Source organism: Flavobacterium sp. (genome assembly GCF_036515215.1).
In the GTDB taxonomy this organism is placed as follows: domain Bacteria; phylum Bacteroidota; class Bacteroidia; order Flavobacteriales; family Flavobacteriaceae; genus Flavobacterium.
In genome coordinates, this window is sequence record NZ_DATBVQ010000174.1 from 1 (window position 1) to 13745 (window position 13745).

Below are 13745 nucleotides of genomic sequence, written 5' to 3' on the forward strand. Positions count from 1 at the left end.
GGCCGCCACAAAAGAAGCCAGGGTCGATATGTTGAAAGTGTCTTTTCCGTCGCCGCCTGTTCCGCACAGATCGATTGTGTTGTATGCTGATAAATCGACACGAATGCACAATTCTAATAGGGCCTCCCTGAAACCGGAGAGCTCTTCGATACTAATGCTTCGCATCATGTATACGGTCAAAAATGCTGAAATCTGGCTTGGGTTATAGCTTCCGTTGGATATATTAACCAACACATTTTTTGCCTCGTCTTTGGAGAGCATTTCATGGTTAATCAGTCTGTTTAATATGTTTTTCATTAGCCTCCCCCAGCCCCTCCGAAGGAGGGGAGCTCCTATTGGGGTAAATAGGGTTTTTAGTGATTAAAAATCAGTGTCATTTATTTCAGTTATTGAGTTATTCTCTCTTTGGGGGCTATGGGGCTTTTTACCCAATTCTCCAATATTCTTTTTCCGTTTGGCGTCAACACACTTTCGGGATGAAATTGCACCCCGCGGACATCAAATGTTTTGTGTCTCAAAGACATTACTTGGCCATTTTCATCAAAAGAAGTGGCTTCCAGAACGTCAGGTAAACTGCTGTCTACCACCCAAGAATGATAACGGCCCACTTCAAATTCATTTCCTAATCCTTCAAACAGCAATTCATCATCAACCACCGTTTTTACCATTGTGGCCACGCCGTGATACACTTTATCCAAGTTAGAAAGTGTTCCTCCGAAAACCTCGCCGATGGCCTGTTGTCCCAAACAAACGCCAAGAATACTCTTGGTAGCGGCATATTTCCGAATCACGTCCTTCAGCAAACCGGCTTCCTCCGGAATTCCGGGACCGGGAGAAAGTAATATCTTATCGAAACTCGCTATTTCCTCGATATCAAATTCGTCGTTTCTGTAGACGGTTACTTCGCAATCCAAATCTTCCAGATAATGCACCAGATTGTAAGTGAAACTATCGTAATTGTCTATGACTAGTATTTTTTTCATTATTTTATTGAAAAATTGAAAGATTTAAAGATTGAAAAATTGTACTTTTTGAGTAATCTTTAAATACTTAAATTATTAAATCTTTTAATTGTTATTTTATATTGTCTCCGCCAAATCTAACGCCTTATTCAACGCTCTCAATTTGTTGTACACTTCCTCCATTTCGCTTTCTTCATCTGAACTGGCGACTATTCCGGCACCCGCTTGTGAATGCAATTGGTGATTTTTGCTCAGGAAAGTTCGAATCATGATGGCATGGTTAAAGTTCCCTTCAAAATCCATGAAACCGATCGCACCACCATAGAAATTACGGTTTGTTTTTTCATACTCCTCAATGAGTTGCATGGCCCTATGTTTTGGAGCTCCACTTAATGTTCCTGCTGGAAAAGTATCGGCCACCACTTGCATGGTTGTCGCTTTTTCATGTAAATAGCCTGTCACTTTTGAAACTAAATGAATCACATGAGAGAAGAATTGCACTTCCCTGTATTTTTCCACTTTCACGTCATGGCCATTACGGCTCAAATCATTTCGTGCCAAATCTACCAACATCACATGTTCGCTATTCTCTTTCTTGTCCTCGGACAGTTGTTTAGCAAGAATGGCATCTTTTTCGTCATCACCGGTTCGTTTGAAAGTTCCGGCTATCGGATGGATTTCGGCTTTGCGGTCTTTTACGATAATTTGGGCTTCAGGTGAAGAACCAAATATTTTGAAATCGCCATAATCAAAAAAGAACAAGTAAGGCGATGGGTTGATGCTTCGCAATGCTCTATACACGTTGAACTCATCTCCTTTGAAACCTTGCGTAAATCGTCTGGATAAAACCAGTTGGAAAACGTCCCCGCGAAAACAGTGCTTTTTAGCCAAAGACACATTGTGCTTGAATTCGGTATCGGTCAAGTTGGAGAAACCTTCCCCTTCTTTCGAGAATTTATAGGAAGCGATATTTCTGGATTGCAACAGTTGCTCAATCTCCGAGATATTGTTTTTTCCTTCCAGACTGTGACAGAAAATATAGGCCTCATTCTTAAAATGGTTGATGGCGATGATGTTTTGGTAAACCGCATAATACACATCAGGAATTGAAATGCTGTTGTCCTTTTTGGCGACAGTCACCTTTTCGAAATAACGAACGGCATCATAAGAGATGTATCCGAACAGACCATTGTTGATAAATTTGAAATCGTTTTTTTTTGATTTAAATTGATGCGAAAACTCTTGGATCACTCCCGGAATATTGGTGTCTGCATCGATCGCAATTTTCTCTGAAGTACCGTCAGGATAGGTTTTGCAGACCGTTTCGTTTTCTATTTTGATCGATGCAATCGGATTGCAACAGATGTATGAGAAACTGTTGTCATTCCCATGGTAATCACTGCTTTCCAAAAGTAAGCTGTTGGGGAACTTATCGCGTATTTTGAAATATACGCTGACGGGAGTAATGGTGTCAGCGAGGATTTGTTTGTATTTAGTATTTAGTGTAAATAGTTTCAACTTGAATAAATTTTAAGATTTTTAATGGTATGAACAGCAAAAATTGTTGGCATAAAAAAAAGGCTCGTCGTGATGACAAGCCTTTTATATTTATAGTTAATAATACCATAGGAGCTTAGTTCACGACAACTGACGTAAATTATTCCACCACCAAGTATTGTTTTTTATTGTTTTCATGTTACAAATATATAAATGTTATTTGGTTATTCAAATACATTAAAATAAAAAAACACTGGCTTTTTGTCTTTTTTGTTACATTATTTGAGTGCAATAAAAAACCCAACAATTTCTTGTTGGGTAGATTAGTAAACATTGTATTATAAAAAATATTAGAATTTCAAAGCTACAGCTAATTCAAATTCATCAGAGATTGCTTTGTCTCCCAAGTTGTCGAAGAAACTACCTGAACCGTATTTGATGTCGTATTTAGTTCTGTCAACATTGAACTTTGTCGATGCTGTATTCCCGTTTACGGCAATATCAAAAGTGACAGGATTTGTTTTTCCTTTGATTGTCAAATCAGCAGTTACAGCATAAAGATTTTTTGATTTGGCGGCAATCGTTTTGAAAACTAATGTAGACGCTGGGAATTTTTCAGTTCCGAAGAAATCTTCTGATTTCAAGTGTCCGTTTAATTTTCCTTGGTACTCACCTTTTAAATCTGTTGCAGTCAATGAAGTCATGTCAACGGTGAATGTTCCGCCAGTTAATTTTTTTCCGGTGAAAACTAATGCGCCATCTTTCAAGTTTACCGTCCCTTCATGCTGTCCAGTCACTTTTTTACCAACCCAGTTGATTGTACTTTCCGATGCATTTACTTTTTTTGTTTGTGCAGTTACTGATAAAGTAGATAGTACTACTACTAATGCTAAAGCAATTGATTTTAAATTTTTCATTTGTTTAATTTGATTTGTGTTAATAATTATAATGTAATAAATAAATCCTTGTTTGATTTTCTAACTTTTTTGTGGTGCTGTGTAGCATCCTCTTCATGACGATATCCGACCGGTGCAATTACAACTGCGTTTAGGTTTAGTTTATCCAATCCTAAAATTTCATTGAATTGCGCTGCATTAAAACCTTCCATCGGTGTAGCGTCAATATTTAACTCCGCTGCGGCGTTCAATAAATTTCCCAAAGCTAAATACGTCTGTTTAGCTGTCCAAATATTTTTAACGTCTTCCGGCATCGGGTTAATTGTCCCTTTCATGAAATCTCCATATCCAGACAATGCTTCAATGGGAAGTTCTCTTATTTCGCTTGCATTTTTAAGGTAAGCATCAATTTCTGTATTCCCGATATTCGTTTGACTTGCGAAAACAAATAAGTGGGAAGCATCTGTAATTTGTGTTTGTCCATAAGCAGCAGGCAATAATTGTGCCTTTAATTCTTGATTCTCAACGATTATTACTTTATAGAGTTGCAATCCGTATGAAGACGCGCTTAAACGAACCGCTTCTTTCAGAAAATCCAAGTCTGATTCTGAGATTACTTTTGTACCATCAAATTTTTTGGTGGCGTAGCGCCAATTTTGTTTATCTAAAAAGGTTTTCATAATTTATTGTATTTGTTGATTTCTGTATTTTTCTAATAATGCGTTTAATTGTTCGAGCTCTTCCGTACTTAAATTCTGTGAAAAATAATTTTCATGTTCGATGACCTTAGGGTCCAATTTGGTTAAAACGTCCAGTCCCTTTTGGGTTATAGCCACTTCAATTTTCCTTCGGTTTTCTGGACACACATTTCTTGTAACCAGATTCTTCAATAATAATTTATCTACTAAGCGGGTAGTGTTACTTGTTTTCGCAACCATGCGTTCTTGTATCAAACACATGTTAGCGGGATTCCCTTTTTGGCCCCTTAATATTCTTAAAACGTTATATTGCTCCCCTGATAAATCATACGGTTTTAATACTTCATTAAATTTTTCATTTACCACATTTTGCGTGTACAAAATATTCAAAATGATTTTTTTTGAGACCTTTAATGGTATGCTGCTTTTTATTTCATCTTCAATTTTCATAAAACCCTTTCTTATTTGTTGGTACAAATGTAACACTTTTTTAATTTGTATATACAAATGTTAGTTATTTTTTTGTTAAAATTTATTTCCGGGATTGTTTGCGCATCGGATTTGGATGGGAATATCGGCGGTGGGATAATGTAGCACCGCCTGGTTTTGCTGGAGATGGAGCGAATAATGGGAAGGGGAAGAGGAGAGGATTTATTTTTTTTGCCATAAAAAAAACCGAAACGGTTGTTTCGGTTTTCCATTTATGTTCAAAACTTTTTAGTCTTTCAATCCTATTTTGGATAAAATAGTCTCTAATAAGCACCATTTGGTAATACCAGATTGAATTAAATTGACGCCTATAAAAGCAGTAAACCACAACCAATTTATATTTACATAGATTGTTAAAAGCAAACTGACTAAGATAAATGAGCCTACAATAATTCTAAATACTTTATTTTTCATTTTTTTTTATTTTTTAATTGTGTTTTTCTATATTTAATACTGCCACATGAATGTTTGATAAACTTTCTTGCTTCGCATTGAATTCGTTTACTTTTTCGATAAGTGTATCTACATTTCCATTGTCTACAAAGGCATAATACAGTATGGATTCGTTTTCGCTCATTTCGCTTCCAAACCAATTTCCTTCCATTGACACTTCAGAAATATCCTTAAATCCTGTTACCTCTTTGTAGCTAAAGGTTTTTACGGCTGCCTGGTTCAGCATTTTTTTGATGTCTTTGTCAAATGCTTTTATTGCGGTTATAATAAGTAGTTTCATTTGTTTTTTTGTTTAAGGTTTGAAGTTTCAAGTTTAAGGTTCTGGTTTTTCAACTTTCAACTATTTTTTATTTTTCCCATTTCTTTCTCTCCGTGATATAGTATATCAAAGGCACCACAATTAAGGTAAGTATAGTTGAAACAATCGCTCCAAACACTAACGAAATGGCCAATCCTTGAAACAACGGATCAAATAATATGATGGAAGCGCCAATTACAACAGCACCAGTCGTCAATAGAATAGGGGAGGTTCTTACCGCTCCAGCCTCGATAATCGCTTGTTTTATAGGGATACCGTCATTCAGTCGAATTTCTATGAAGTCAATCAGCAAGACTGAATTTCTAACCATAACCCCTGCCAACGCTATCATACCGATGAAAGAAGTTGCAGTAAAATAAGCACCCAGTAACCAGTGACCAAATACAATCCCGATTAATGAAAGCGGAATGGCAAGCATCATCACGATAGGCGTTTTAAAGTTCTGGAACCAACCCACAATCAACATATAGATGATCACGATGGCAACCATAAAGGCAACACCTAAATCACGGAACACTTCCAATGTAATCTGCCATTCACCATCCCATTTTACGGTAAAATCACTTTCATCCGTTGGTTGGTTCATGTACAATTCATTGACTTTGTACCCTTTTGGGATATTCATTTTATCCAATTTCTCGGTCATCCCCAAAATGGCGTAGACAGGGCTTTCCAGTGCTCCGGCCATATCAGCCGTCACGTAAACCACGCGTTTCTGGTCTTTTCTATAAATAGTTTTTTGTAAAGTATCCGTTTTCACTTTTACCAAATCACTTACCGGAATCATATTCCCCTGGCTTCCTTTTATTTTCAAGTTCTGGATGTCTTTCAAGCTCGTTTTGTCTTTATCGTCGAGCGAAAGGACAATGCCTATATTGTCATTCGAATTTTCGTCATACAAATTAGATATTGGATATTCCTTCAATAAATAAGTCAGATTCCCTACTATTTGTTGTGGCGCAATCCCGTTAAGCATTGCTTTTTCTTTATCCACTTCCAGTTTGTATTCCGTTTGCTTGTCCTCTACAGTCCAGTCAATATCTACGATACCATCCGTTTTATGGAGAATGTCTTTTACCTGCTGCGCCACTTTAATCTGGTCTTTGTAATTTGGACCGTAAACCTCGGCTACCAATGTGGACAAAACAGGAGGTCCTGGCGGAACTTCGATAATCTTTACGTTGGCGCCATATTTTTTGGCGATTTTCTGAATTTGCGGACGCACATCTTTCGCAATGTCGTGACTTTGTAATTTTCGATCTTCTTTGTGCAATAAATTCACTTGAATATCGGCCATGTTGCTTCCGCCACGTAAATCATAATGACGAACTAATCCGTTAAAGGTGATTGGTGCTGATGTACCAATATAGTTTTGATAATCTACCACCTCCGGTATTGTTGTTAAGTATTGCGCAATTTCTTTCGTAACTGCTGATGTTCTTTCCAGAGTCGCTCCTTCAGGCATATCGATTACCACTTGAAATTCATTTTTATTGTCGAAAGGCAACATTTTTACCAAAACTGATTTGGTGAAAAACATACCAACAGAACCGAACAATAACAACGCCGTCACTCCCACGAGCACTCTTCTCTTCATGCTGCTTTCCAGTAAAGGACGCTCCAGCTTGTTGTATATTCTATAGATGAAACTGGTTTCTAGGCCTTCATTTTCTTTATGCTCTTGCGCATCTTTTTCCTGCAATAAATGGTATCCTAAATAAGGCGTAACGGTCAATGCAACAAACAGTGACAATATCATGGCAATCGAAGCGCCTATAGGCATCGGGCTCATGTACGGCCCCATCATTCCTGATACGAATGCCATCGGTAGAATGGCTGCAATTACCGTAAATGTTGCCAAAATCGTTGGGTTTCCCACTTCATTTATCGCATAAATAGCTGCTTGCTTAAACGGCAATCGCTTCATCTTGAAATGCCTGTGCATGTTCTCGGCGATAATAATACTGTCGTCGACAACAATCCCCACCACGAATACCAGGGCGAAAAGTGTAATTCGGTTCAAAGTATAATCCAGCATATAATAACTGAATAAAGTCAAAGCAAAAGTCAATGGAACCGAGAAGAAAACGACCAATCCACCTCTCCAGCCCATGGCTAGCATCACCAAGAAAGTAACAGCCAAAATGGCGATACCCAAGTGAAGCAATAATTCACCCACCTTGTCAGAAGCCGTTTCACCATAATTTCTGGTTACTTTAACATGAACATCGTTCGGAATTATTGTAGCCTTTAAATGCTCTACTTTATCAATGATTTTCTCCGAAATTTTCATCGCATCCGCTCCCTTTACTTTTCCAACGGATATGGTAACCGCGGGATATTCGGATTGCGCACTTTTATAGTTGTCATTTGTTTTTCCGTATCCGAAAGACACATAACTTTTGGCCGTCGAAGGCCCGTCTTGAATGCTGGCAACTTGTTTCAAATAGACAGGCATGTTTTTATTCACACCAACCACCAAATTTTCTACGTCATCTGCTGAGGTTAAGAACTTCCCTGTTGTAATCAAATATTCTTGGTCCTGATTTACAAAACTTCCCGATTGGGAACTGCTGTTATTGGCTTGGATCATTTGCATGATGCCCATAGGGTCGATACCGTTCTCCGCCATTTTATCTTTGTCCAAAATCACTTTTAGAACTCGGCTTCTACCTCCAATTTCTTTTGTAATGGCAACATCCTTTACTTTCTCAACTTCCGAAGTTACTTCCTCAGCGATTTGGCGCAATTGGAAATCGTCCATTTTGTCGCTCCACAGCGTGATGCCAAGCATTGGGACATCGTCAATAGAACGCGTTTTTACCATCGGTTTATACACCCCTTTTGGGAACATATCTTCGTGTTTTGCTAATTCGTCATACAGTTTCACATATGAGCGCTCCACATCCTGGCCTACATAAAACTGTACGATAAGCATAGCCTGACCGTTCATGGCCATAGTATGCACATGTTCCACACCTTTAATGTTGGAAATGATTTTTTCCAAAGGTTTCGCCACACGACTTTCCACTTCCGTTGGGCTCGCTCCTGGATAACCCACCATTACGTCGGCCATCGGAACATTAATTTGTGGTTCTTCTTCTCTAGGAATGAGAAAAGAACTGTAGACACCAATGATCATCAAGCCCACCATCATCAAAATGGTTAGTTTGGAGTTAATGAAAAAATGGGCAATTTTACCTGAAATTCCTTCTTGCATAATTTTTTATTTATTTGGGCGTGACCCTCTCAAAAAGTCGGGTCGGGCTATTCGCTTCAATCTTTTTCTTGTTCTCGATACTTCCGCTATAAAGCGGAAACTCGAACTGACGAAAAAGGATTTCCACTGCTATCCCTCACGCAGAATTAAGGACTGTTTTTTAAATCGAATGGGCATTAAATGCGATAGCTTTTCTGGCTCGCAATGGCACTGAACACTAAAAAAGCCGATTACTGAACACTTACTTTGGCTCCGTTAAACAATTTTCCGTCGGCGGATACGATGTATTTTTCATCGGCTGATAATCCGGAAAGCACTTCTACTTGGTTGCCAAAAGTTTTCCCGGTACGCAACCATCTTAGGATAGCCACATTTTCATTTCCTATGGTGTAGATTCCTGTAAGTTGCCCTTGTCTTACCAAAGCGCTTTCGGGAACCAAAATAACATTGCTTTGGGAGGCGTTGGCCTTGTTTTCAACAGGAAACTGTACATTGACGAACATTCCTGGCAAGACTGAACTGTCCGTTTTGTCCAAATTTATTTTTACCAGATACTGTCCACCTGTGTTTTTTGCCGACAAACTTACCTCGCTTACTTTACCCGTAAGTTTTTCGTTGGATGATTTCACCAAAATGCTAACAGGCATTCCTTTTTTTATGCTGGTAATATCACTTTCAGAAACCATTGCAGCCGCTTGAAGTTTTGAAGCTCCTTCAACGCTGACCAACGGCATGCCGGGATTGGCCATATCGCCTTCTTTTACGAAAGTGTTGGTCACCACACCAGAAAATGGAGCCGTGATGTTGGAATAATTGAACTGTGCCAAAACTTCGTTTCGCATTTGTTTTGCCCCTTCAAGTCCCGCTTTGGCCATTTCATAACGGGCTGTCATGTCGTCCAGTTCTTTCTGTGAAGCGCTTTGTTGTTTGAATAAGTTCACGAAACGATCGTAATCTTTTTTGGCACTGTTGTAACCCGCAGTTGCCTGAAGAATATTGGCATCTGCTTGTGCTTTCTTGGCCTTCAAATCAGAGTTGTTGATACTTACCAGCGTTTGGCCTGCGTGCACTTTTTGTCCTATCTGAACGTATACTTTGGTTACGTAACCCATCATTCGGGTGCTCAAATCAGCGCTGTTTTCGGCTTCAATTTTTCCGCTGGCGCTTACAAATGGACTGCTGTCTTTTTCGGAAACTCCGCTTACTTTTACTGCAATTGCAGGAGATTCAGCTACCGCTTCTTTTTTCTCTCCGTTGCAGGATGTTAAAATAAAAAAGGAAATTGAAATTAGTGTTATTATTTTTTTCATGGTTTTTCGTTTGATTATTTTTGTCTTTATTCGTTGCTCTTTCTACTTTCTACTTTCTTTTTCTAACTCTTACTTCGTTAAAAATTCTAAATACTGCTGTGTGTAATTGTACTCGAACACGGACTGTAAGTATTCCAATTCTTTTTTGGACATTTGGGTCTCAGACAGCAATAGATCGGTCGTTTTTTCTAATCCTTGCGTAAAACGATTGCTCCTGATTCTGTAGGCTTCACGAGATTGTTCCAAGTCTAACTTGGCAAGGTTTACCTTGTTCTCGGCATCTTTTATCTGGCGAGTGGCTTTGTTTAGTTCCAGTTGGCTTTTGGCCTTGTATTGTTGCGTTTCAATTTCCGCTTTTTGAAAATCAGCTTTAGCTTTTTCCATTTTTCCAATTGATTTATAACCGTCAAATACATTCCATGACAATTGCGCCCCCACGACATATCCTTTCGCTTTTGTTCCAAAAAGGGTATCGTCATATAATTCATAACTTCCAAAAGCATTCAATCGGGGTAAGAAGTTCATTTTGCTCGAAAGGAACATTTTTTGGTAGGCCCGTGTCGATTGGTCCATTGCCTGAATGTCTTTCCTGCTTTCGGAAAGGTTTGTGTCGATGCTTTGAATTGCTATTGTGTTTTCTAATGCTTCAGTTGGTTTGTATACCTTGTCCCCGATATCTTCATTCAATAAAAAAGCCAAATAATCGGATGCGTTTTGGACATTACTTACGGCATATTGCAATTGGTTTTTGATTTCATTTACGCGAACCTGTACCGAAAGCAAATCCGTTTTTTGAAGAATTCCCTGTTTGAAATAATTTTCTATCAATTTCAAATTGGCATCGGCAGTCGTATTTGCTTTTTCCAAAACGGCCACTGCTTTATAAGCGAGTTGCAATTCCATAAAAGATTTATTGACCTCCAGTTCCAGATATTCTTTAGTGCGTTCGGTTTGCAATTCGAATGCATTCATTTTTGCCCTAGCAGCTTGTCTGCCGTAGATTCCATTCACATTAATCAGCGGTTGTGAAACCTCAATTTTAGTGGCGAAATTTTGCGTGCGGTTCGGATTGTTCAATGAATTGGGGTCAAAATCGGAAGCCGTCAGAATCTCCTGGTTTAGTTTGGAACCAAAAGCCATCAAAGGATTTGTGGTAGAAATGGCTGTATGGGAAGCGGTAATATTGGGTAAGAAAACGGCATTGGATTGTCTATAATCTGCCTGTGCGGATTTAAATTCCTGGTTGGCAATCTTAATTTGTAAATTTTTGTCCGATACTTTCTGCCAAAGTTCACTTTTGGAAATTGCCAAAGTATCTTGACCGTAACTAAAGGCAGAAATGGAAATTATCCCTAATAGTGCTATTAAATGTATTTTTTTCATAATTTTTATTTCTAATTATTGGACAAAGGTAGCTTCGCAATAAAGCCTACGCAGTAACAAATGTCACAATGGGGTAATAAAAAACATCCTAGATTAAATTCTAAAATCCTCCCGGTTAAACACTTTAGATTTATTTGATTTTTTAGGATTAGTTCGATCTAATATCAATTTGTGCCTTAACCAGCCATATTCAAAAATTTCGTTCTTGCAGTGGTTTTTGTTTGTTCCGCCCTTTTCGAGAGGGTTCATTTAACAACGACTCCATTAGCCAGATTGAGTTTTTGCTGCAATCTGTTTTATTCTTGGTCCTTAATCTGGTACTGATTGCCATTTATCTCGGTTTTAATTGCGTCCCATCATTTGGTTTTGCTTTAGATTTATGTTTTCTTGTTTTGCTCTGGATCCGTATCGGCAACCCTTAGAAAAAACAGTTGCTGTTTAAAAATTAACATTGAGAATAATAGTAAGTATGTTTCGGTAAATCAAAGTGTTGTGTTCGTTTTTTAGTTGCGGTATCGCAATCCGTCAGTTAAAGTTAGTAATAAAATTATCGCACAACAAATTGATTGTTAGTGTATTAGTGTTTTTTAGACAAAAGACAATTTTTATGCATGAAATGAACTGAATTAGGCTGTTTATCTAAGGTTTTTCTTTTGGTAAAATGGATGTCTATTGTCATAATAACTCCTGATATTTTTACACCCTATTATGTATTTCATTAATTAAATTTATATCTGTTGATTTATAAAGAATTAAATTGTAGTTTTCGTTAGATTTTTTGAAGTGCCATTTTTATTAATTAATGTTAACTTTATAATTGTGTTTTCGTTTAATTTACATTTCTCCTATGTAAGTGAGTTCATAAAAAAGTTTGTGCATTAATACTTTAAGCCGCACAAAAAGTTTATTAATAATTAGTTTGTTTTTATGAGTACGAATTTTGCCAAACCCACCTACGAAGAGCTTCTCAAGATTGTAAAAGACCAAGAGTCAGAAATTCATCGTTTACTTAAAAAAGAACTATCAGCAACTAATTTAGAGTTCTACTTCAAAGAATCTTCGGATCTGTTATGTATAGCCGGAACTGATGGTTTTTTTAAAGAAATAAATCCTGCTTTTATAAAAATATTGGGTTATACTAAACAAGAATTGTTGGGTATGCCTTTCATAGAATTAGTTCATCCCGCTGATGTTGCAAAGTCGAATGATGAACTCAAACAATTAGGCCAAGGAATTTCATCGTTACATTTTGAAAACAGATTTCTCAAAAAAAACGGGGAAAATGTTTGTATACAATGGACGACAAGCGTCGATTCCTCGAGAGAAATTATTTATGCGATTGGACGCGATATCACCGGAATAAAAAAAGCGCAGAATGATTTGCTGGAAAGCGAAGTACTACTCGAAAATGCGCAAAAAATATCAAAGATAGGAAGTTGGGAATTCAATTATAGCAGTCAGAAAATGATTTGGTCTAACGAATTGTATTCGATTTATGAATTGGAGAAAAAGGACAATCAAGATTTATTTCAGGAATATGTAAATCGCTTTTCAAAAACTGATGTTAATTTATTTCTGGATAGAATCAAACAATCTGAAATTGACAGGCAACCATTTGAGCTGGAACAGTGCGCCATGATAGGTGAAAACAAGACAAAATGGCTTTATGGCATTGTTTATCCCATTGTCGACGAAAAAGGCACTGTAGTAAGTTTACGAGGGAATACGCAAGATATCACTGAAAAAAGACAAATTAAAGAGGAACTCAATTCGAGAAGACAGACAGAAACGGAATTGAAACTAAAGTTAATACAGGAAGAAAGTAATTCTAAGTTTAAAAATTATATTGAAAATGCACCTGACGGAATTTTTGTTGCTGATGAAAACGGGAACTTTATTGAAGTGAATCATGCCGTAACTTCGATATCGGGTTACACCAAGGAAGAGCTTTTAACCATTTCGATGATGGATTTAACATACACTGAATCGATTGGCGATTTGGCGATGTGTTTCAACAGGGTGAAAACTGTAGGTGGGTCAAAGGGTGAATTTAAAACAATTCACAAATCCGGAGAAATCAGGTGGTCCTGTGTCGATTCGGTAAAACTTTCTGAAACCCGATTTATGGGTTTTATTAAAGACATAACCGAAATCAAACGCGCCAATGAATTACTGGTCAATACTTTTGAGCGCATAACCGATGCGTTTGTGGCGCTGGATAATAATTGGTGTTATACCTATATGAATAAAAAAGCCGGGGAAATATTCGGCTGCAACCCAAAAGAAATAATAGGCAAACATATTTGGACTGAGTTTCCTGAAGGAATCGGGAAGCCTTTTTATGACGCTTATCATCAGGCAATAAATGAACAAAAATATATTTATTTAGAAGAACATTATGAACCATATGATTTGTGGTTTGAAAATCACATTTACCCTTCCTCTGATGGATTATCTGTTTTTTTTAGAGATATAACTACAGAAAAAATAGCGAAAAACACTATTGAAAATAACGAGA

The 13745-nt window shown here is 37.5% G+C and carries 12 protein-coding genes; 1 reads left to right on the plus strand and 11 read right to left on the minus strand.

Annotated features, from left to right (window positions below):
- From VIH09_RS11635 to VIH09_RS11685, 11 genes are all read right to left on the minus strand, one after another.
- On the minus strand, positions 1-297 hold a 297-nt coding region (locus VIH09_RS11635), incomplete at its 3' end, for an anthranilate phosphoribosyltransferase (RefSeq protein WP_414656157.1).
- A gap of 89 nt (positions 298-386) precedes the next feature.
- The gene (locus tag VIH09_RS11640; protein ID WP_331581142.1) at positions 387-983 is read right to left on the minus strand and encodes an aminodeoxychorismate/anthranilate synthase component II; all 597 of its coding nucleotides are present in this window, start codon (positions 981-983) and stop codon (positions 387-389) included.
- 96 nt (positions 984-1079) lie between these two features.
- A complete protein-coding gene (locus VIH09_RS11645; RefSeq protein WP_331581144.1) occupies positions 1080-2480 on the minus strand; it encodes an anthranilate synthase component I family protein in 1401 nt (466 codons plus the stop codon).
- Between the two features lie 329 nt (positions 2481-2809).
- On the minus strand, positions 2810-3376 hold the full coding sequence (locus tag VIH09_RS11650) for a YceI family protein (RefSeq protein WP_331581146.1): 567 nt from the start codon (positions 3374-3376) through the stop codon (positions 2810-2812).
- 26 nt (positions 3377-3402) lie between these two features.
- Positions 3403-4035 carry an NAD(P)H-dependent oxidoreductase gene (locus VIH09_RS11655; protein WP_331581148.1) on the minus strand — a complete coding sequence of 211 codons (633 nt, stop codon included), beginning with the start codon at positions 4033-4035 and terminating at the stop codon, positions 3403-3405.
- Between the two features lie 3 nt (positions 4036-4038).
- Positions 4039-4503, minus strand: a complete 465-nt coding sequence (locus tag VIH09_RS11660; protein WP_331581151.1) for a MarR family winged helix-turn-helix transcriptional regulator — start codon at positions 4501-4503, stop codon at positions 4039-4041.
- A gap of 267 nt (positions 4504-4770) precedes the next feature.
- The gene (locus VIH09_RS11665) at positions 4771-4956 is read right to left on the minus strand and encodes a DUF2892 domain-containing protein (RefSeq protein WP_331581153.1); all 186 of its coding nucleotides are present in this window, start codon (positions 4954-4956) and stop codon (positions 4771-4773) included.
- A gap of 13 nt (positions 4957-4969) precedes the next feature.
- Positions 4970-5275: a hypothetical protein gene (locus VIH09_RS11670; protein WP_331581155.1), complete on the minus strand. Its 306-nt coding sequence runs from the start codon at positions 5273-5275 to the stop codon at positions 4970-4972.
- A gap of 67 nt (positions 5276-5342) precedes the next feature.
- Entirely contained in the window at positions 5343-8534 is a 3192-nt protein-coding gene (locus VIH09_RS11675) for an efflux RND transporter permease subunit (protein WP_331581157.1), read from the minus strand.
- Positions 8535-8764: 230 nt separating this feature from the next.
- Positions 8765-9844: an efflux RND transporter periplasmic adaptor subunit gene (locus VIH09_RS11680; protein ID WP_331581159.1), complete on the minus strand. Its 1080-nt coding sequence runs from the start codon at positions 9842-9844 to the stop codon at positions 8765-8767.
- 69 nt (positions 9845-9913) lie between these two features.
- Positions 9914-11227, minus strand: coding sequence for a TolC family protein (locus VIH09_RS11685; protein ID WP_331581161.1), 1314 nt, complete (start codon positions 11225-11227; stop codon positions 9914-9916).
- Positions 11228-12154: 927 nt separating this feature from the next.
- On the opposite strand from VIH09_RS11685, the gene VIH09_RS11690 reads away from it, so the two are divergent.
- Positions 12155-13745, plus strand: a 1591-nt coding sequence (locus VIH09_RS11690) for a PAS domain S-box protein (protein ID WP_331581163.1), incomplete at its 3' end; no start/stop codon positions are given.